A 19,983-nucleotide genomic window follows, 5' to 3' on the forward strand; every position below is an offset into this window, starting at 1 on the left:
TGAAGCCCGGCGACTCCGGCGAGGGCGAGTTCTGCTTCTCGATCGTCGACAACCCAGCGTATATGTGGATGTGCGGCGAGCTGACCGCGAACGCGGAGAACGGGCAGTCCGAGCCCGAGATGGACGACGACGACACGCCCGACGTGGGCGAGCTCGCCGACGCGATGCAGGTGACCGTCTCGTACTGTACCGACGACGGCGAGGGGGGCAACGAAATCGGCGACGAGATCGTCTCCGGCTCCCTGGCGGAGGTCATGCTCGCGCTCCGGGCCGGCGTCCCGCTGTCCGGCGACGGCGACGCGAACGCGTCGCTCGCGGATCGCCCCACCTTCGATGGCGTCACCGAGCCGTTCACCGACGGCGAACCGAACGTCGACGAGCAGTGCGTCTGCTTCACTTGGGAGGTGCCGACGAGCGTCGAAAACGAGATTCAGACGGACTCGGTCGCCTTCGACTTCGAGTTCTACGCGGTCCAGGCTCGCCACAACGACGGGACCCACAACCCCTGCGTCGAGTTCGACACCGTCCTGACCACCGACTCCGGTCCCGGCGTCGACCGCGACGGTGACGGACAGGGCGACGCGGAGGGGAGCTGGATCACCGCGCGGGTGAGCAGCGGCCCGACGACGGTCGTACAGGTGGAGCTGGACGGCGACGTGTACGGCGGCGGGAACTCCGGTCTCGGCGAGTGGCCGAACAATCCGAACTCCTACGTCGTCGAGGCGAACTTCGACGTCGACACGGACGGTCTCGGCGAGAGTCCGAACGACGACTTCCGGCTCGGCTACGGCGGCGCAAACGCCGGCGCCCGCGTCGGCGGGGTCGCGAACAGTACGAGCGGCGCGAGCGGCGCCGGCGGGTACATCCGGCGGAATATCGGCACGGGCGGGAACAACAACCGCACCGACACCGCGTCGGAAGACGTGCCCGGCTTCGTTGCCGTCGAGAGCGGCGACCAGCTGACCTACACGTTCGTCATCGACTGGACGAGCGCGCTGCCGTCGCTGTCGAGCGTTCCGACCCAGTTCGTCGTCAAGGAGGTGTACGCCGGTGACGGCGGCGAGGGCGTTGGAACGCCGAACAGCTCGAACGACGGCCGGGCGGCCATCGACACCGTGACCGACGCGTCGGGGGTCATCAACGTCTAAATCGGCGCGTGACGCGGCGGGCGCGACGGCGCCCGTCCGACTGACCACCACCCATTCCGGACCCCTGCGGGCGGCCGGGACGACGGTTCGACTCCGTCGGTGGGACTCCCTTCGGGGATTCACAATCATGGCAGACAAAGACAATATCGACAGCATCGGACTGTCGCGGCGAACCGTGTTGGCCGGCCTCGGGGCGGTCGGCGTGGCCTCCGCGGGCGCGGGCCTCGGCACGACGGCGTACTTCAACGACACCGAGTCGTTCGACGGCAACACGCTCACTGCGGGCCAGCTCGACCTGCTCGTCGACTGGCAGCAGACGTACGACTTCGGCGAGGGCCACCAGTTCGTCAGCGCGCACCCCGACCACGACGGCGACGGCGAGCAGTCCGTCGAGATCGACGGCGAGGTGTTCAGCTACAGCGACTACCCGGACGAGGACGACGAGGACAGCAACGGGGCGAACCTCCCGATCCTGGACTGCGAGACCATCCCGCCGCTGTCGGAGGCGGACTTCGGTACGGACCCCGTCACGGGCGAGGAGATGCAGACGCTCGTCCAGTTCTCCGACGTGAAGCCCGGCGACTCCGGCGAGATCACCTTCTCGCTGCACCTCTGTGATAACCCCGGCTACATCTGGATGCAGGCGGACAGAGTGGACGACGACGGCGGCACGGCCACCGAGCCCGAGATGCTCGTCGACCCGGACAACCTCGGCGACCTCGGCGACGCGATCCAGGCGACGCTCTGGTACGACGAGGACTGCGACAACGTGTACGACGGCGCGGAGCCGGTCGACATCATGCTGACGCTCGACTTCTCGGGCTCGATGCTGTACGAGGAGTACGGCGGCCTCGTCAGCGAGGACGACGTCACCGTCGGCGGGACCACCTACGGCGAGACGACGAAGATCGACCTCGTCGAGCTCGGCACCCGCCAGTTCGTCAGCTACCTCCAGTCGCAGGGGTCGGACGTTCAGGTCGGCGTGGCGTACTTCGACGGCGAGGGGAGCGACGACTCCGTGCCGCGGACGGGGATCCTTCAGGGCCTGACGAGCGACCTCTCGACGGTCGACGGCGCGCTCGACGGGCTCCGGCAGAAGCTCGCGGACGTGGTGACCGGCACCAGCCCCTCGTCGCCGAGCGACGGCGACGGCGATCCGGACCCGTTCGCGAACGCGGGCGGCATCGCGACGGGCACCTACATCGGGGAGGGCGTCGACGACGCGCAGGCCGAGCTCGACGCGAACGGACGCTCCGGGGTCGAGTACCGGAACATCGTCCTCTCCGACGGCGAGTCGTTCAACGGGACCGGCAGCACGTCGTTCTCCTCGCCGACGGGCGCGGCGGCCGACGCGCGGGCGGCGTCGCCGACCCCCGCGACCAACGTGTACACGATCAACGTCGACGGCAGCGCGAGCACGCTCCAGGCGATGGCCGGCCCGGCCGGCGGCGCGGGCGGTGACCCGGCGTACTTCAACGACGTCGACGACCCGCTCAACATCCCGACGGTGTTCGGTAACCTCGCGGCACAGACCGCACAGGAGAAGAAGATCATGGAGGACTCGCTCGGCAACGTCCTCGCGGCGCTCGCCGACGGCAACGGCGTGCCGCTCGACGGGAACCGGTCGACGCCGTACGACGAGCTCGGGGACGCCCCCGACGACGCGAACCGCGACCCGTTCCGCGGCGACGGCGTGATGCACTGCGTCGCGCTCTCGTGGGAGCTCCCGATCGGCGTGGGTAACGAGGTCCAAGGCGACACGCTCGCCTTCGATCTGGGCTTCTACACCGAACAGGCGCGCCACAACGACGGCGCCGGGCCGTCGCTGTCGGCCTGATCGGGGGTTTCGGACCCATCGCGACGTGACGGTCGAAGCCGATCGACGGTGGAACCGATCGGGCGACCGCGGTGGCGTACGGTGTCCGTACCGTTGGGTACGGCCATCGGACCGGTCGGGTATGACGCGCATACATACGGGCACGGTAGTGGTAGAGAGGGGTGAGACGAGGGAGCGTATCGACGACACGGCCGTCCGGAGCCGCGACGACACACAATGACACAGAAGGAATCAGGACTTACGCGGCGGGAGGCACTCGCAGGCGCCGGAGCCGTCGGCTTCGCGACCCTCGGTGCCGCCTCCGGACGGTCGACGGGGACGGACAGCTGGGGTGAGTATACGGACTACACCTACGCGCAGACGGATCGGCCGTGGGACCTGCTCGTCGGCTGGCGGCGGACGGAGAACGGGACGGTCGTCGATGCGAGTCCGACCGACGCCGAAGACGACGTCGAGGCGGCCGGAATCCGTCTCGTCGACGTCGACGACGCCCTGCCCCACGACACCGGGACCGCGAGCGTGGGCCTCCGCTTGGAGGACCCCGCGGGCGCGGCGCCCGACGGCGTCCGGGTGTGGCTGAGGATCGGCCCGGCCCTCGACGGCCCCGACGTGAGCGCGGTTGACCGCGCGCTCGCCGACCGCATCCGGCTGGAGGTCCGGTACGACACCGGTCTCCTCGGGGTCGGCGCGTGCGCGGGCGCCGAGAGCGACTTCGCCGGCTACGGCGAGCTGATCGCCGCCGGCACGCTCGCGGAACTCAACGCCGACCCGGTGGCGACGGGGATCGAACTCGATCCCACGCTGCTCGGGAACGGCTGTCTCACGACCGAGGAGCGCCGCTGTCTGACCTTTACCTGGAAGTTCGACGGGGAGGGCGGTAACGCCGGACAGGGCGGCGCCGTCGACTTCGACGTGCGGTTCGCCGCCGCCGACTGCTCGGCCGAGGGGAACCCCTTCGCGATGAGCGCCTCGACCGGCGGCGACGCCACCGAGGTGGGACGATGACCCCCGGAGACGACGCCGGACGGCGACCGAGCGGACTGAGCCGCCGCCGGCTGCTCGCCGGGATCGGGAGCGTCGGGGCCGTCGGCATGGCGAGCGGGATCGGCACCGGCGCGTTCCTCTCCGACCGCGACTCGTTCCCCGGCAACGGCCTCGGTGCCGGCTCGGTCGAGCTGACCGTCGACGACGAGCTCACCGACGGTCGCGTGACGGTCGACGTCTCCGGTATCGGACGCGGCCCGGACGAGCGGGGCTCCGACTCGTTTCGGGTCGGCGTCCGGACCAACCCCGCCCGAGTCTGGCTCGCGGCGGAGTGTCCCGCGGCCGACGGCGACTTCGCCGACGCCCTCGCAGTCGACGTCCTCGTCGACGGACGCTCGGTGACGGGCGGACTCGGTCCGCTCGCTGCCGCCGTCGCAAAGCTCGTCGACGGCGAGCGGATCGACGACGACTGCCTCGGTCCCGACGACGGCATCACGGTCGAGGTCGTCGCGGAGCTTCCGGCCGACGCGCCCGACTCGCTGTCCGGAAACACCGCTTCGCTCTCGCTCGGGCTGTACGCCGAGCAGTGCCGCCACGTCTCCGAAGACGAGGCGGGGGGGTCGAACCCCTTCGCCGGGCGGGTCTGTGAGGAGAACGAGTGTGTCCCCTGCGAGAACGACAACGGCACCAAAATCGGTGGGATCACGCTTCGCTACCTCGGCGACGAGACGCTTGACCCGCTGATCGTCCGAGCCGCCGGCGGCGGCGGAGGGGGGAACGGAAGGGGAAACGGCAACAACCCCCCGACGACGATATTCGACGTCACGGTCCGGCCGAACGAGGAGTTCGCCCTCGACGGTGCGGACGCCGGGACGAACACCCCAGGCTGGATCGGGCCGAACATCTACCTCGATTCCGACGGCGGCGAGTCACGCGATAAGGACACCGAGACCAATATCCACACGAGCTGTTCGGTGCCTCTCAGACCTGGCGACGTCTACGGCGACTTCGAGGTCGTCGCGGCGATGACCACGACCGGCGAGCCGCTGTGCGGCACGGAAGAGAACTGATGACACAACTACTCACATCACCACGGACGAAACGCGCGGCGAACGTACTCGGAATCGTCGTGCTGATCGCCCTCGTGGCCCCGTTCGCGGTGTTCGCGGCCCCCGAGGTCGTCGGCGCCGACGAGAGCTTCGTCGTGCTCACCGCGAGCATGACACCGTCGATCGCCCCCGGCGATGTCGTGATCGTCGCCGAGCGCGACCCGGCCGCGGTCGCCGCTGGCGACGTGATCACGTTCATGCGCGGCACGAGCGAGGTGCCCGTGACGCACCGTGTGATCGACGTCGTCGACGAGGGCGGCGCCCTCGCCTTCGAGACGATGGGCGACGCCAACGAAGGGCCCGACCCCGGGCTCGTTCCCGGGTCGAACCTCGTCGGCGTCGTGGTCTTCACGATCCCGTACATCGGGTACGTGATCCAGTTCGCCGGCACGCGGGCGGGGTTCGTCGCCTTGGTCGTCCTGCCGTTCGGGCTGCTCGCGGCGTCCGAGCTGCTGTCGGTCGTCCGCTCGCGAAACGGCGGCGCCCCGGACGCGGCGGCCGTCGCCGACGCGGATTCGGCCGCGGAGACGGACGCGTTCGTCGACGCGAACTCGCCCGCCGACGCGACGTCGACCGCCGAGTGTGAGCCGGCGCTCCCCCCCGAGACCGCGACCGAACCGCCGGCACAGGCCGAGTCTGAGGCGGGAGCGACGACCGCGGCGTCGGCGACCGACGCCGGCGGCGTGTCGGTCGACGCGGTCGGCGGTGCCGTCGCGATGCTCGCCGTCTTCGCGCCTTACGCGATCTACGTCGCGATCGAGCTCCAGACGGCCGCGACGATCGCCGTCGCGGTCGCCGCGACGACGGTCCTGCTCGGCGGACTCGCGACCTGGGTCCCGGCGAGCGGCGTGCTCGACCGCGCGACCGCGGAACCGCCGACGACCCCCGCGTCGCCCGACGGCGAGACGGTGGCGGCCGACGACCCCCCGGACGGGTCGCTCCCGACGGCACCGGACGGCTCGGCGGTCGGTCCGGCGCAAACCGACGGCGCCGGGGAGGCGGAGTGATGGCCGCCCCCCGCGGCGTCGCCGTCGCGGTCGTCGCCGCGCTGCTGGTGTGGAGCGTCGCGTTCGGCGGCGGGTACACCCTCGCGGTGTTCTCGTCCGAGGCCGACGTGACGGTGACGTTCGAGGCGCAGGAGTTCGAACCGGAGAACGTCTCGACGACCGAGGAACTCGGAGAGATCGGTCTCACCGGGACCCCGTCGGAGACCGGCGGACCCGATCCGGTCGCGCTGCGATCGCCGACAGACAATCCGTCGGCGAACGGGTCAGATACGTCGGCGAACGGGTCGGATACGGGACCGAACGGGCCAGACCCAGTCGGTGACGAGACGGCCGTCGGTACCGAGTCGAAGTCCTCCGGCGACGACGCCGACTCGGCAGACTCCGAGTCCGACTCGCCTGACACGGAGGTCGACGGAAACGATCCCGAATCGCCCGACTCCGAGCCGAAACCGACCGATTCGGACATGGCAGATGCGGGATCGTCGGACTCGGAATCGCCGGACGGCGAATCCACTGACTCTGGTCCGGAACCGACTGACTCCGAGTCAGAACCGATCGACTCCGGTCCGGAACCGACTGATCCCGATTCGGAGCCGGAGTCGGCGACGACCGCCGAACCCGCGCCCTCGCCGTCGGACGCTCCCGACGACGATTCCCCTGACGGCGATGACGCCGACGGCGACGACAGCGCGGCCGACGGCACCGCTCCCGCCGGCGGCGGTGACGCCGACAGCGACACCGACGACGCTCCCGCGGACGCCGGGGACGCCGAGGACGACCCCTCGTCTGACGGGCCCAACGACGACCCCGCCGCCCAGCCGGGCGGGTCGACGGGCTCGCTCGCCGCGGTGACAATCCCGTGACGCTGTCACTTCGACCGCCGCTCCCTCCAGAGCAGGCCACCAACCGCCTGCTGTCTCCCGGGACGAAGCTTACGGTCATCCTGTTGCTTTTCGCGCTGTTCCTCCTCGGGGTCCTCCTCGGTCTCGTCCGCGCACTCAGTTAGGGCGGCGGCCTCCCGTTCCCGGTCGGTGGTTCCGCCCGTCGCGTTTATCGCCGCGCTCCGCGAACGACGAACGTATGCTCGGCCCCGACGCCGCCGCCCTCGACGCGTTCGCCTTCGTCTTCGTCGCGGGGTTGATCACGGCGCTCGCGACCGGGATCGGCGCGCTCCCGTTCTTCATTTTCGACTCCATCAGCGACCGCGGGAACGTGGCGCTGTGGGGGTTCTCCTCCGGGATCATGCTCTCGGCATCGCTGTTCGGACTCGTTCAGGAGGGGCTCGCCGAAGGGACGCCGGCCGAGATCGGGATCGGGATGCTCGCGGGCGTCGTCCTCGTCGTCGTCGCGCACGACGTGCTGTTGGACGCCGAGATCGATCCCAAGGAGTACGAGGAGGCCGACTTCAAGAAGCTCGTCCTGATCCTCGGCGTGCTGACGGTCCACAGCTTCCCGGAAGGGATCGCGGTCGGCGTCTCCTTCGCGGACCTCGGTCTGGAAGGCGGCACCGCGCTGTTCGGGTTCACGGTCCCGCTGCTCGCCGTGTTCATGACGCTCGCCATCTCGATCCACAACGTCCCCGAGGGGACCGCCATCTCGATCCCGCTGCGGGCGATGGGCGTCTCGAAGTGGAAGATGGTCTGGTGGGCGGTGTTCTCCAGCCTCCCGCAGCCGGTCGGCGCGGTGATCGCCTTCGCCTTCGTCCGGTACGCCCGGGCGTTCCTCCCGTACGGCTTCGGGTTCGCGGCCGGCGCGATGATCTACCTCGTCGCGACCGAGTTCGTCCCGGAGGCGCTGGCGGCGGGCGCCGACCTCCCCCGCGGCGGGAAGCCGATGCTCGCGGGCGGCATGGCGCTCGGCGTCGCGCTGATGACCCCGCTCGCGTTCGTCTGACCGCGTCCCCGTTCCCCCTCACGCCCCGCCGTCGAACGCGGTCGGGTTCACCGCGCCGGGACCCTCGCCGACGTCGTAGCCGCGGCGGATCGCGGTCTCCATCTCGCCGACCGCGCTCTCGACCGCCTCGCGCAGGGGTTCGCCGCGCGCCAGCCGCGCCGCGATCGCGCTCGACAGCGCGCAGCCGGAGCCGTGGGTCGCGTCGGTCGCCACGCGGGGGTTCTCGAAGCGGACGACGGTCGGCTCGGGCTCCCCGTCGTCGCCGTCGTCCCTCCCTTCCCCGTGCGCGTCCCCGACCACGAGCGTGTCGACGACGCGATCGCCGCCCTCGTCGAGGTGGCCGCCCTTCACGAGGGCCGCGTCGGCGCCGCAGGCGACGAGCTCCCGGCCGGCCGCCGCGGCGTCCGCCGGCGTCTCGACCGGGTCGTCGACGAGGACCGCCGCCTCGTCGGCGTTGGGAGTGACGAGCGTCGCGCGTTCGATCAGCCCCTCGTAGGCCTCCTCGGCCGCGGGCGAGAGCAGGCGGTCGCCGGTCGCGGCGACCATCACCGGATCGACGACGACCGGGGCTGGCGACCGGGCGAGCAGCCCGGCCGCGGTCTCGACGATGTCCGCCGTGGCGAGCATGCCCGTCTTGACCGCGCCGACGTCGAAGTCCTCGGTCACGGCGTCGTACTGGCTCGCCACGTGGTCGGCCGGGACGGCGTGGACGTCCTCGACGCCGCGGGTGTTCTGCGCCGTCGTGGCCGTCACGACCGCGGTCCCGAAGACGCCGTGGGTCGTCATCGCTTTCAGGTCCGCCTGGATCCCCGCCCCGCCGCCGCTGTCGCTGCCGGCGACCGTCAGCGCGACGGGCGGGGTGACGGGCTCGCGCTCGCGTGTCATGTTTTGATGGTACCACTCAGTTGTACTAAGTCGTGGCGATCGCCGCCGCCGAACGGCCTTTGCCGCTCGCCGTCGAACCGGGGGTATGTCGAACGCTCACTCCGACGACGCGGCCGGCGGCGAGTCCGCCGGCGACGCGCCGGAATCGATCACCGTCTACTCCGACTACGTCTGCCCGTTCTGCTACCTCGGCCGGCGGTCGCTCGCCGAGTATCAGGCGACGCGCGAGGAGCCGCTCGCGGTCGACTGGCACCCGTTCGACCTCCGGGCGGGCAAGCGCAACCCCGACGGCAGCATCGACCACGAGGCCGACGACGGGAAGGGCGAAGACTACTACGCGCAGGCCAGGGAGAACGTCCGCCGGCTGCAGGAGCAGTACGGCGTCGAGATGGCCCAGGAGATCGCGACCGACGTGGACTCGCTGCCCGCACAGCTCGTCTCCGTCCGCGTGAAGGAGACCGCTCCCGAGGCGTGGCCCGCCTTCGACGACGCGGTGTTCGCGGCGTTATGGCGGGACGGTCGGGACATCGGCGACCGCGAGGTGCTCGTCGACATCGCGGGAGACGTCGAGGGGCTCGACGTCGATACCGTCGACGCCGCGCTCGGCGACGACGACCTCCGCGAGCGCGTGACGGACATGTTCGACGCGGCGCGGCAGCGCGGGATCACCGGCGTGCCGACGTTCGCCTTCGACGGTCACGCCGCCCGCGGCGCGGTGCCGCCGGAGCAGCTCGAACGGCTGGTCGAGGGCGCCTGAGCTAGGCGTCGCCGGCGACGCCGTCGCCGTCGATGTCGACGCCCGCGTCGTCCTCGCTCTCGCCGCCCGCGTCGTCCTCGCTCCCGCCGCCCGCGTCGCCGTCCGAACCGACGATCCGGTACGAGAGGAAGACGGAGCCGAGCGCGAGGAGGATCCCGCCGATCACGTCGATCAGCCAGTGGATCCCGAGGTACATCGTCGCGATCACCACCGACGCCGAGATCCACAGGGCGAGCGGCGTCCACCGCGGGTACTCGTCCCGCGTCAGGACGGCGAACGCCGCGACGGTCGCGGAGAGCGACGTGTGGAGCGAGGGGAAGACGTTCGTCGGCTTATTTATCTCGCTCGTCAGCGCGGTGAACTCCGGATTGTGGGTGAAAAGCAGGGACGTCGCGACGTTCAGGTTCCGCGGTCCGTGGGCGAACACGACCGTGTAGATCACGAGCCCGATCGCGTAGTTGAGCGCGTACGCGACGAGCAGCCGCCGCAGCGGCTCCGTCCGCGGGAGCGCGAGGTACGCGAGGAACGGAAACGACAGCAGGAACGCGTAGCCGTACACGTATATGCCGGAGAAGTACGCCGTCAGCTCGGGGGTGACGAACGTCGCCTGCAGCCGGCCGACGAACTCGCCTTCGATCGCGTAGATCAGGCCCGTCAGCTGGAGCCCCCACAGCCGCGAGACGACCTGGAGCGAGCTCCGGCCGACCGCGCTCGCGACCAGCACGACCCCCAGCGCGGCGAGCGCGCGCCGCGAGCGCCGCAGGCGCCAGACGAGATCTCCCCGGAGCCCGCGCAGCCTGTCCGGGCCGATGACCGTCGCGGCCGCGACGAGCAGCGCCCCGCCGGTCCACAGCGCGACGGACCCGATCACCGACGGCAGCCAGCTCATTCTCCCCTCGAAAGGAGTCGCCCCTCGTCGCCGAACCGATACCCCGCGTCGCGGAACAGCTCCCTGGCCGCCTCGACGTCGAGCGATCCGCCGTCGCCGACGAACGGGTACACCGGGTCCGTCTCCCGACCGTCCCACGAGAGGTCGCTCGGCACCCACTCGGGCGAGGTCGCCAGCGGCGACGCCGCCGGCTCCGCGTACCCGTTGAACGCGTCGTCGACGAGGGCACTCTTGTCGACCAGCGACGCGAGGGCGGCCCTGAACCGCGGGTTCGACAGCGGCGCCCGTCGGGCGTTGTACCCGACGTGGTAGAAGCCGCCCGCCCGTCCGGTGACGAGCCGCGCGTCGGCCTCGCGGCCGATCCGCGGGACGGCGTCCGGTCCGATATTCGATACCGTCGCGTCCGCGAGCCCGTCGCCGACGGCCTGCACCGCGGCGATGTCGGACGACATCACCCTGACCTCCAGCCGGTCGAACGCCGGCTTCCCGCGGAACCGCTCCGGGACCCCGGCGGCCGGATCCGACGACGGTTCCCCCTCGCCCGCGCGAACGAGGAAGTGGTCCGGGTTCCGCTCGAAGGTGACGGACTCCTCGGGCGTCGCCTCGACGAAGCGTATCGGCCCGCTGCCGACCGGGTCCTCGTTGTTCGTCACCACCGCCTCGGTCGTCTCCGCGTCGAACTCGAAGCCGGCGATCGTCGCAGGGTCGGTCCGGTCCGCCCAGACGTGCTCCGGCAGGATCGGCACCCGCAGGGCGCGCGCCGCGACCGCGTCGTTGACGTCGCCGACCGCGAGTTCCACCGTCGCGTCGTCGACCGCCCTCGCGGATCGGACGACCGAGCTCCGGCCGCGGAACCGGGGCGTCGGCACCGCGCTCTCCAGCGTCTCCATCGAGGTGTCCCGGAGGAACTCGTACGTGAACGCCACGTCCCCGGCGGTCACCGGCTCCCCGTCGTGCCACCGCGCGTCGCGCAGCGCGACGGTCACGGTCCCGTCGCCGTCGCGCTCCCACCCCGAGCAGAGCCACGGGACGACCTCGTCGCCGTCCGCCAGCGCGAGTTGGTCGTACAGCAGCGCGGTGAACGTCCCCTCCCGCCGGTACTCGGCCGCGATCGGGTTCCAGTTCTCCGTGATGCTGGCGTCGGTCGTCACGAGCCGGAGGACGGCGGCGCCGTCCCCGCCCTCCGCGTCGTCGATGGTTTCGTCGCCGCCGTCCGCGTCGTCGAGGGTCGCGTTCCCGCCGCTCCCGTCGGCGGTCGAACCGTTCTCGGCGGCGCCGTCGGTCATCCCCGCGCGTTCCAGCCCGAGCAGCCCGGTAGCGGAGATCGGCCGCCGGTTCGTCCACCCCGCGAACCGGTCCCCGCGGACCGCGGTGAGCGGGTCCGGGAACGCGACGACCGTGAACGGCTGGAGCTCGCACAGCGAGCGCTGGAGGTCGGTCACGGCGTCGGCCCGCGCGTCGCCCTCGGCGCGGCGCTGGCGTTCGAGCCGCTCGTCCACGCCGTTGAGGTCGGCGAACCCGAACGGGTTTTGCCGCCCCGACTCGGCGACGAACCGCGAGTGGGTGAACGCGTACATCGCGTCCGGGTCGAACGGTTCGTGCTCCAGGAACTGGCCGACGTACACGTCGAAGTCCCGGTTGATCAACACCTTCCGCCAGAGGTCGGTCCGTCCGAGGGTGTTGATCCGGGCGTCGATCCCCACCGCGTTCATGTTCTCGGCGAGGTGGCTGGCGATCCGGATCGCGTTCGGGTCGCTGTCGGCCGGCGCCGCGTCGATCCGCAGCGTGAGTTGGGAGGACCCGTCGCGTCCCGCGATGTTGCGGGTTCGGCCCAGACAGCCGGCGCTCAGGGCCCCCAGACCGATCCCCGCGAGCGCCGTTCGCCGGCTGACGTGCCCGTTCATTCCTCCGTATCGTTTCGGCGCCGATGTATATCTCTTCTGTGGTGTCCTCGCGCTGCACCGCGCGGGCGACCCGACGGATTCGGCCGCGATTCCGGTATCGACCGCCTCCGCGACTTCGGTACCGACCGCCTCAGATCACCCCCGCGATCGGGAGCGCCAGCCCGACCGCCCACGCGGAGAGTCCCGCACCGAGGACGGGACGGTCGTCGGCGGCGCGTCCGGCGGCGACCGCGCCGAGCGCCGCCAGCAGCGCGACCCGATGGACGACGAGCGCGGGCGGCACCGCGACCCCGAGCGCGGCGAAGTCGATGACGAACCCCGCACCGACCCCGACGACGACCGCGAGTGCGACCGCGGCCGGGTCGCACTCGCGCGACCGGGCGACGACGAGCGCCGGCAGCCCGACGGCGAGGACGAGGTACAGCGGCCCGGCGATCGCCTTCGGCGGCACGGTCGGGTACGCGAGTTCGAGCCCGACCCCGGTCGCCCGAACGCCGACGACGACCGCGCCGAGCGCGGCCCCGAGCAGCGCCGCGTCCGCGTGTCGTACCGCCTCTCGGCGGCTCCGTCGCGCGAGGTCGACGGCGGCCGCCCGGGTCCGGCGCCGGAGCAGGGCGCCGGCGACGGTCGCGAGCGACGCCAGCTCGATCACCGAGATCCAGCCGTCGCTCCACCCGCCCTCGATGCCGCGGTACTCGCGGCTGACTTCGGCGTCGACCGCCCCGCGGATGAACTCGTCTTCCAGCCGGACCGCCGGGTCGTCGATTCCGGGCACCGTGTGGCGCAGCCGGAACCAGTCGTAGTACTCCTCGTGGGCCTGGATCGCGGTGTACGCGCCGTCGGGCGACTCGTACGCCCGGAGGTGGTCGCGCACCCCGAGGTACGTCCCGTCGTGGAGCTCGAACATCTCCGTCAGCCACGTCCCGCCCCCAGGCCCCTCAACGTAGCCGTACCGCGTCGAGCTACGGGCGTCGGCCCAGTCGCGCTCGACGAACGCCCGCACCCGCTCGGCGTCAGCGGTCGTCGCCGCCTCGGTCCCGTCGGTCTCCTCCCAGTCGCCGGCCGTCCGGCTCTCGATCGCCGTCCGCGTCGCCGCCGCGTCGGCGCGGACCACGACGTTGATCGCGAGCGTCCGCCCCTCGACCGACCGGCTCCGGCTCGTATACGGCCACAGCCGGTAGTCGCCGTCGACCGCGATGAGCGACTCCTCGGGGACCGTCGCCGCCGACGGCTCCCCCGCGGGCGGTCCCTCCGCCGACGGCCCGGCGAGGGCGCCGGAGAGCGCCAGCCCGACGCCGACGACGAGGAGGAGCCCGACGGCGACCGTCACTCGCCTCATGGCCGCTCCGAGAACGCCCGTCTAAAAACGCCTTCGGGTGGTCGACGGGGCCACCCCGCTCGACGGTGCGCCCGCCGAACCGGTCCTTACCAGGTCTCGACGACCCCGTCGCGAACGTCCTCGGCGCAGCCCTCGCAGTCGGGGTGGCCGGCGTCGAAACACGAGGGGCGCCCCTCGGCGTCGACGGCGACCGCCCGCCGCTCCGCGTGCCGCCGGCAGACGATCCGAGCGCGCCCGTCCTCGTCGGTCGGGAGGTCGTACCGGTCGGCTCCCGCGGCGTCGCCGTCGGGGTCGTCCTTCGCCTCGGCGTACGCCCGCTTCGCCTCCTCGAACTGCTTGCCCGCCTCGCGGAGCTGCTGGCGGATGACGCGTTCGAGTCGGTCGTCCATAGGCGTCGTACCGGCGCGCGGGATATAGGTCCGTTGGCGGTACGCGGCTTACTGGTCTGTGAGTGGTGGACCCGGTGTCTGACGTTTATCGGTCGTTGCCGTCGCGGTGAACACCTCCGACGCTCCAGTCGCTCGGTCACACGTTTTCGCGGTCAGTGGTTCCGAAAACACCTCCAAAGCCCCAGCCGCGAGGCGGGCGCACGCTCGTTGCGGTCCTCAGTCGCTCGCGTTGCTCGCTCCTTGCGGTCCTTACGTCGCCTGCGCCCGCCTCGCGGCTGCCCCTTTGAGTCCCACCCGACCGCACCGCACAGCACCTCACACCTCCCCAGCCTCGCCGCTCGCTCGGGGCTCCCTGCGGTCGCCCTCTCGCTCACGGCGTCCCTCGCGCGTGCTACTCGGCCGCGAGGCGGCCTCGCAGGCACGCGCCACCGCAGAAGGCCTTCACCGCTGATCGACGAGCCGCGCGCCTACGGCGTCGATCCGACAGATCTCGGGGTCGTAGCCCGCGTCGGAGAGCCCGGTGCCGAGCGCGAAGGCGGTGCGGCCGAGCATCGCCATGGCGGCTCCGGGGCCGTCGGATCCCTCGCTCGAATCGCCGGCAGCGTCGACCGCCGCGATCGCCTCGGCGACCTCGGGGACGAGGAGGTCGGCCTCGCGGGCGAACTCGCGGGCCGCGTCCATCAGGGTCGGGAGCCGCGGGTCCGCGCGGAGCCGGTCGAGCGCGTCCTCGCCGGCCGCAGAGAGCGCGTCCGTGTCGCCGCCCAACACCGCCTCGGTCGACAGCTCGCCGAAGGTCACGTACTCGACGCGGGCGGTGGCCGGCACGCCGTCGAGCTCGCCGACCCCCGGCGCGCCGGGCTCCAGTCGGATCGGGACCCCGCCGCGGGCCTGCGCGACCACGTCACCGAGACCGGTGCCGCGACCGACCTCCGCCTCGTGGGCGATCCGGACCAGCTCGTTCTCGGAGCGCCCGCGGTCGAGGAGGTCGTTCGCCGCGAGGGCCGCGCCGAGCGCGGCGGCGCCGGAGACGCCGAAGCCGGCGCCGATCGGGAGGTCGGATTCGACCGCGACGTCGACCGGTCGCCCGTCGCCCTCGCCCGTGCTCCCGCCGGCTCCCAGCGCCGCGAGCGCGTCCTCGACGGCGCCGATCCTCCCCGGTTCGCCGTCGATCGCGCGGGATCCGGAGGCGCCGTCGCTCGCGGGGTCGTCGCGTCCCGAACCGTCGGCCCCCGTCGTCGACACCCGGACCGTCACCCCGTCGGTGAGGGTCAGGCCGGCCCCGCGCGACCCGGCGGCCGCGGGGCGCTCGGCCGGGTGCGCGCTGAAGAAGGCGGTGACGTGCCCGGGGACGAACGCGGTCGCCCGCTGCCTGCTCATGGCGGCCCGGAGGACCGCGCGTCGATTAACCGTTGTTATCCGCGACGGAGGGGCGTTGGCGTCCGCGACCGGGGACCGCCGACACCGTAGCCGGTAAATACCCCCCACTCGAATCCGGGGCGTATGCGAGACCAGTTGCGCCCCGTCCTCGCCGCCGTCCTGGCGCTGGCGTTCCCGGGACTCGGGCACCTCGTCCTGCGTCGCTGGGGGCGGGCGCTGCTGTGGCACGTCACGGTCGTCGGCGGCGGCGTCGCCCTCCTCACCCTCTACGACATCGATCCGGGCGGGTCGGCCGCGTCGCCGTTCGAGACCGCCGCCGCGCTGCCGACCGAGGTCGCGCTCCCGGTCGCCCTCCTCACCGTGCTGTCGTCGATCGACGCCTTCGTCGTCGGCCGGGCGGACGTCGCCGAGCGGAAGCGCGTCGACGCGACCGCCGAGGCGGTCCGACGCCGCGCCGCGAGCGCGGACGACGACGGCGGCGCCGTGGCCTCGCCGGTCGGCGAGCTCACCGGCGACGACGGCGAGGCCGCCCGGGTGGAGTGCCCGAGCTGCGGGAAGGAGACCGACGCCGAACTCGACTTCTGTCACTGGTGTACGGAGCCGCTCCCGTGGGCCGACGCCGAGTGAGGAGGGGAGTGCTCGGGAAATCGACGGCCCGGGGCGCGGCGTTAGTTTCTCATCGGTGATAACTGCGGAGGAACTATCATATATCCCGACGGTGACGGTGGGGGTACGGACGCGAACGACGGACGGAACATGAGTCTGAATCCACGGCAATACGACGTACGGGAGCTGCGCCGGATCGCGGGAGCACCGCGGGACGGCGCCGACGAAGCGCCTCGGGAGCGGTCGCTTCGTCAGCCGAACCGGAACCGAGCGGAGCAGGCCGCCCGCTCGGCCGCGTTCACCGAGCTGCTCCAGCGTCAGCGAGGGCTGCGGCTGTCCGGCGACGGGTCGACCCCCGCCGACGCCGAGGACCGCCCGTACTTGCGGGCGATCCCGGCCTCACCGGACGCGGAACGCGAGGTCGGCGAGTGGCTCGGCTACCTCGTCGACGTCGGCGGCCACCTGCGGAGCCGCGACGCGCTGTCGTACTACGACGAACTCGGCTGGGTCGCCCCCGACGCGGTCGACGCGCTGACGCGTCGGCTGGAGGGGTTCGACGCCCCGCGGCGGGACCGCCCCTTCACGCCCGCGGACCATCGGATCAGCCTCGTCTCCATCGTCCGGATCGCTTCGTGTGCGAGTGATTAACAATGAGCGACGACGACGAATCCACGGAAATCAACGGTACAAACGGCCCCGAAGCGGTGGGCGTGAAACTCGGCAGCACCCGGACGGTGCTCGACCTCCCCGACGGGCGGGGCGGCCGCGAGCGACACTCGACGCTGACGTGTCTGGCGACGTACGAGGACGCCATCACGGGCGAGGAGAAGGCGCTGTTCGGCCACGAGGCCGCGATCGAGTACCCCGACACGGTGCGCTTCATGCTCCGATCGGGGCTGCCGGAGGACGACGAGAGCGTCGCCGACGCGGAGCGCTTCTTCGAGGCGCTCGTGGACGCCCACGACGTCCCCGAGGACAGCGCGGTCGTCTACGCGGTCCCCACCATCGACAACGAAGCGGGCGTGGAGAACCTCCGATCGGTGATCGAGGGCTCCTCGATCGGCCAGGCCGAGACGCGGAGCTACCCCGAGTCGCTGTGCGGGGCGATCCCCGCGTACGGCGACGACCTCACCGCCATCGACGAGGTGTTCGTCTCCATCAACATGGGGTCGACGACGCTGGAGGCGTGCGCTTACCGGCGCGGCGAGCAGCTCTCGCCGTTCTCGACCGGCTCGGTGACGGGCAACGAGGTCGACCGCCGGATCGTCGCCGCCGTCGAGGAGGAGAGCCAGGGCCGGGTCCACATCGACCGCACGACCGCCCGGGAGTACAAGGAGGAGCACGCCGACGTGTACGACTTCGAGCCGTTCACCGACGTGATCCAGCAGCCCGGCGGCGGGAGCCACGAGTTCACCGTCGACCGCGGCGTGCGCGAGCCCGTGGACCGGTACATCGACGAGGCGGTCGACGTCGTCGCCAACGAGTTCCTCCCGGAGCTCGCGAACGACCACATGAAGCCGTACCAGCTCGCGCTGGGCCGCCCGATCGCCGCCACCGGCGGGATGGCCTGTATCCCCGGCCTCACCGAAGAGTTCGAGGAGCGGCTCTCGGCCGAACTCGACCGCGACGTCGAGGTCGTCTCCCCGGACGACCCCGCGACCGCCGCCGCCGAGGGCGCCGGCCGGATCGCCGAGCGGCTGATCTGAGACCGCCGCGATCGGATTTTCGATGCGAGCGATAGACCGTTAGCCGCCGCCGGCACGCTCCGGAGACGTCGCCGCGGTCTGCGGGGTCAGACGTCGAACAGCCGCCCCGCGTCGTCCGCCTGCCGGCGGTAGATCCCCCGGCCCTTCAGCCGCGGGACCTCGTGTCGGTGGAGCCGTTCGCTCGCGCAGTCGTACACCAGCGGGAACACGTTCGTTCGCCGTCGCGCGACGGTGTAGGACTGCGCGGCGTCGACGATCGACGGGTCGGGGTCGGCCACCGGGAACACGACGTAGCCGAGCGGCGTCGTCGGCCCCGGCTGCCCGTCGATACGGTCGATGAGCACGTCTCGGAACTCGTCCGTCCGCGCGGTGATCGCTCGCTTATCGAGGTCGGAATCGTCGACGACCGTCGCCAGTACGACGACGTCGCCGATGGACGCGTCGTCGTCGCGTGTCTCCCACATCGGGCCGAACCCGTTCGTCTCGTCGTCGACCGCGTCGAAGCCGTGTTTGCGCCGGTTCGCAGCGACCGCGTCGCGGTACTGGCTCGGATCCATATCCACCCCACGAACTGCATGGTAAAAAATGACATACATGGCGGAGGCGACCGGCGTCTCGCTCAGTGGGGTCGAACCGTTCGGCGTCCGGACTCGACTCCGCGTTGTGACTGTCCCTGGTCACGTCGTTCCCGAAAAGTAGTCCCGGGCGGATTCGAACCGCGGTCACTCCGCTTCGTTCCGTTCCCTGCTTCGAATCCGGCGTTGGGACTGTTCGTGCTCACGCCGTCCGCACGGAATAGTCCCGGGCGGATTCGAACCGCCGTCAATGGCTCCAAAGGCCATTATGATTGGCCACTACACCACGGGACTGCGATGGGAGATTGCCCGTCCGCACTCAAGTAGGTTACTTTTCGCTGACTGGTACACGAGGTTGTTTTTCGCTGGCTTGTCACTCTGTTCATGATACCATGGCACACAGTTATGTGAGTTGAAACTAAACGTGTCGAGTGAGATGTCGAAACAGGGGACTGATCGACGGCCGCGCGACGAGGCGACCGGTGTCGGTCGCCGCGCGGGGTCCGAGAGACGTCGGGCGCGTTCGAGTCCCACCCGGTCGGTCGAGCCGCGCGCCGCGGTGCGGGGCCGCGGGGCCGGTCACCCGGCGGATGATCGTCGGTTCGGCCGCAGCGTGCTCTGTCTGTCCGGGATCGCGCTGTTGACGGCGACGAAGCTGGCGGACGCGCTCACCACCGGCGTCGGCCTTCGATTCGTCCCGGCGGTGTACGAGGCCAACCCCGTCGCGAGCGCGGTGATGGCGCGTGTCGGCGTCGACACCGGGCTGATCGTCAGCTCGTTCGGTATCGTCGTCGGGATCACCGTTATCACCGAAGCCGCCGCCGTCGCCGTCTCGCTCCGTCGCCGTGACGGCCACCTCGCCCCGCTCGTCCGACTGGCCGGCTACGGGCTCCCGTCGGCGGTGTTCGCCGTCGTCTCCGTGTACAACGCCACGGTGATCGTCGCGGGGCTGCGGACCGCCGAACTGGTCTGACGCCGCGTAGCGCAGAGCCGAGGAGAGCGCGCCACGAGACGGCGGCGTACCGGCGGTTCAGCGTCCGTCGACGATATCTCGGGGGTGGGTCGGATCGGCGTCGGCGACCGCGTCCTGCGTGTCCGCTCCGGTGTGAAGCGTCGCGGTCGAGAACGGGTTCCACCAGCGGCCGGGCGCGAGGTCGGTGAACGAGCGACCACAGGCGGGACAGACGGGATCGGTGAGCATCGAGAGGTCGACGGACGACTCGCAGTGGGCGCAGGTCCCCCGATCGATCCCGTGGTCGATCGCCTCGCGGCGTAGCTCGGCGAGGCCGCGACGCGCGGACGCTATCTCTTCGACGGTGTCGGTCGACCGCTCGACGTCGCTGAGGCGGTCGTCGAGGTCGTCGGTCAGGTCGATCAACCGCTCGAACAGCGCTTCGATCTCGTCGAACTCGCGGTCCACCCACGCCTCGAACTCGTCGTGTGTCGAATCGAACTCGTCGAGCGCCTGTTCGACGGCGTCGAGACGCCGACCGAGAGCGTCGCCGTCGACCGCCTCGTCGAGGCGTTCGACCCGGCGGTTGAGACGCGTGATGTCGTCGGTGATGCGGTCCGTGAAGC

General features: G+C 71.4%; 20 protein-coding genes, 1 tRNA gene and 1 pseudogene. 13 read left to right on the forward strand and 9 right to left on the reverse strand.

The window, feature by feature from the left end; all coding sequences use genetic code 11:
• The 8 genes from SD626R_RS03730 to SD626R_RS03760 form a co-directional block, all read left to right on the forward strand.
• Nucleotides 1-1,148: hypothetical protein (locus tag SD626R_RS03730; RefSeq protein WP_092563666.1), on the forward strand; the 1,148-nt coding region annotated here is incomplete at its 5' end.
• A gap of 127 nt (nt 1,149-1,275) precedes the next feature.
• Entirely contained in the window at nt 1,276-2,985 is a 1,710-nt protein-coding gene (locus tag SD626R_RS03735) for a SipW-dependent-type signal peptide-containing protein (protein ID WP_092563669.1), read from the forward strand.
• A 216-nt stretch (nt 2,986-3,201) separates the two neighbouring features.
• Entirely contained in the window at nt 3,202-3,990 is a 789-nt protein-coding gene (locus SD626R_RS03740) for a hypothetical protein (protein WP_092563672.1), read from the forward strand.
• Nucleotides 3,987-5,039 carry a DUF7467 domain-containing protein gene (locus SD626R_RS03745; RefSeq protein ID WP_092563675.1) on the forward strand — a complete coding sequence of 351 codons (1,053 nt, stop codon included), beginning with the start codon at nt 3,987-3,989 and terminating at the stop codon, nt 5,037-5,039. The genes SD626R_RS03740 and SD626R_RS03745 overlap by 4 nt, the downstream gene beginning before the upstream one ends.
• Nucleotides 5,039-6,085 carry a signal peptidase I gene (locus SD626R_RS03750; RefSeq protein WP_092563678.1) on the forward strand — a complete coding sequence of 349 codons (1,047 nt, stop codon included), beginning with the start codon at nt 5,039-5,041 and terminating at the stop codon, nt 6,083-6,085. Before SD626R_RS03745 ends, SD626R_RS03750 begins: the two co-directional genes overlap by 1 nt.
• Entirely contained in the window at nt 6,085-6,948 is an 864-nt protein-coding gene (locus SD626R_RS03755) for a membrane-attack complex/perforin family protein (RefSeq protein WP_092563681.1), read from the forward strand. The genes SD626R_RS03750 and SD626R_RS03755 overlap by 1 nt, the downstream gene beginning before the upstream one ends.
• On the forward strand, nt 6,945-7,091 hold the full coding sequence (locus tag SD626R_RS16675) for a hypothetical protein (protein WP_158298363.1): 147 nt from the start codon (nt 6,945-6,947) through the stop codon (nt 7,089-7,091). The genes SD626R_RS03755 and SD626R_RS16675 overlap by 4 nt, the downstream gene beginning before the upstream one ends.
• Before the next feature lie 74 nt (nt 7,092-7,165).
• Complete coding sequence (locus tag SD626R_RS03760) at nt 7,166-7,978, forward strand: ZIP family metal transporter (RefSeq protein WP_092563684.1); 813 nt, start codon at nt 7,166-7,168, stop codon at nt 7,976-7,978.
• An 18-nt stretch (nt 7,979-7,996) separates the two neighbouring features.
• On the opposite strand, the gene thiD is transcribed toward SD626R_RS03760, so the two are convergent.
• Nucleotides 7,997-8,863 (reverse strand): bifunctional hydroxymethylpyrimidine kinase/phosphomethylpyrimidine kinase, encoded by an 867-nt coding sequence (gene thiD, locus SD626R_RS03765; RefSeq protein ID WP_092563687.1) that lies wholly within the window; start codon nt 8,861-8,863, stop codon nt 7,997-7,999.
• Between the two features lie 85 nt (nt 8,864-8,948).
• Between thiD and SD626R_RS03770 the strand changes: the two genes are divergently transcribed.
• The gene (locus tag SD626R_RS03770) at nt 8,949-9,620 is read left to right on the forward strand and encodes a DsbA family oxidoreductase (protein ID WP_092563690.1); all 672 of its coding nucleotides are present in this window, start codon (nt 8,949-8,951) and stop codon (nt 9,618-9,620) included.
• A 1-nt stretch (nt 9,621) separates the two neighbouring features.
• Here the strand turns inward: SD626R_RS03770 and SD626R_RS03775 are convergent, their stop codons facing one another.
• The 5 genes from SD626R_RS03775 to SD626R_RS03795 form a co-directional block, all read right to left on the reverse strand.
• Nucleotides 9,622-10,509 carry a phosphatase PAP2 family protein gene (locus tag SD626R_RS03775; protein WP_092563693.1) on the reverse strand — a complete coding sequence of 296 codons (888 nt, stop codon included), beginning with the start codon at nt 10,507-10,509 and terminating at the stop codon, nt 9,622-9,624.
• Nucleotides 10,506-12,413: an ABC transporter substrate-binding protein gene (locus SD626R_RS03780; protein ID WP_092563696.1), complete on the reverse strand. Its 1,908-nt coding sequence runs from the start codon at nt 12,411-12,413 to the stop codon at nt 10,506-10,508. Before SD626R_RS03780 ends, SD626R_RS03775 begins: the two co-directional genes overlap by 4 nt.
• 130 nt (nt 12,414-12,543) lie before the next feature.
• Complete coding sequence (locus SD626R_RS03785; RefSeq protein WP_092563699.1) at nt 12,544-13,752, reverse strand: hypothetical protein; 1,209 nt, start codon at nt 13,750-13,752, stop codon at nt 12,544-12,546.
• An 86-nt stretch (nt 13,753-13,838) separates the two neighbouring features.
• Complete coding sequence (locus tag SD626R_RS03790; RefSeq protein ID WP_092563702.1) at nt 13,839-14,141, reverse strand: DUF7091 family protein; 303 nt, start codon at nt 14,139-14,141, stop codon at nt 13,839-13,841.
• A 441-nt stretch (nt 14,142-14,582) separates the two neighbouring features.
• Nucleotides 14,583-15,518, reverse strand: coding sequence for a pantoate kinase (locus SD626R_RS03795; RefSeq protein WP_092563705.1), 936 nt, complete (start codon nt 15,516-15,518; stop codon nt 14,583-14,585).
• A gap of 123 nt (nt 15,519-15,641) precedes the next feature.
• Here SD626R_RS03795 and SD626R_RS03800 point away from each other — a divergent pair, with 123 nt between their 5' ends.
• From SD626R_RS03800 to SD626R_RS03810, 3 genes are all read left to right on the forward strand, one after another.
• Nucleotides 15,642-16,145, forward strand: a complete 504-nt coding sequence (locus SD626R_RS03800; RefSeq protein WP_092563708.1) for a DUF7575 domain-containing protein — start codon at nt 15,642-15,644, stop codon at nt 16,143-16,145.
• Nucleotides 16,146-16,274: 129 nt separating this feature from the next.
• Nucleotides 16,275-16,772, forward strand: coding sequence for a FlaD/FlaE family flagellar protein (locus SD626R_RS03805; protein ID WP_092563711.1), 498 nt, complete (start codon nt 16,275-16,277; stop codon nt 16,770-16,772).
• A gap of 2 nt (nt 16,773-16,774) precedes the next feature.
• Nucleotides 16,775-17,830 carry an actin-like salactin gene (locus tag SD626R_RS03810; RefSeq protein ID WP_092563714.1) on the forward strand — a complete coding sequence of 352 codons (1,056 nt, stop codon included), beginning with the start codon at nt 16,775-16,777 and terminating at the stop codon, nt 17,828-17,830.
• An 86-nt stretch (nt 17,831-17,916) separates the two neighbouring features.
• On the opposite strand, the gene SD626R_RS03815 is transcribed toward SD626R_RS03810, so the two are convergent.
• Nucleotides 17,917-18,387: a hypothetical protein gene (locus SD626R_RS03815; RefSeq protein ID WP_092563717.1), complete on the reverse strand. Its 471-nt coding sequence runs from the start codon at nt 18,385-18,387 to the stop codon at nt 17,917-17,919.
• Nucleotides 18,388-18,626: 239 nt separating this feature from the next.
• Nucleotides 18,627-18,699: transfer RNA gene (locus SD626R_RS03820), tRNA-Gln, on the reverse strand.
• Between the two features lie 319 nt (nt 18,700-19,018).
• Between SD626R_RS03820 and SD626R_RS03825 the strand changes: the two genes are divergently transcribed.
• The gene (locus tag SD626R_RS03825) at nt 19,019-19,378 is read left to right on the forward strand and encodes a hypothetical protein (RefSeq protein WP_141651420.1); all 360 of its coding nucleotides are present in this window, start codon (nt 19,019-19,021) and stop codon (nt 19,376-19,378) included.
• 57 nt (nt 19,379-19,435) lie between these two features.
• On the opposite strand, the pseudogene SD626R_RS16680 reads toward SD626R_RS03825, so the two are convergent.
• A pseudogene (locus SD626R_RS16680) lies at nt 19,436-19,983 on the reverse strand (hypothetical protein); the annotation flags it as partial.

It is taken from the genome of Halorubrum sp. SD626R, from assembly GCF_001261915.1.
Lineage (GTDB): Archaea > Halobacteriota > Halobacteria > Halobacteriales > Haloferacaceae > Halorubrum.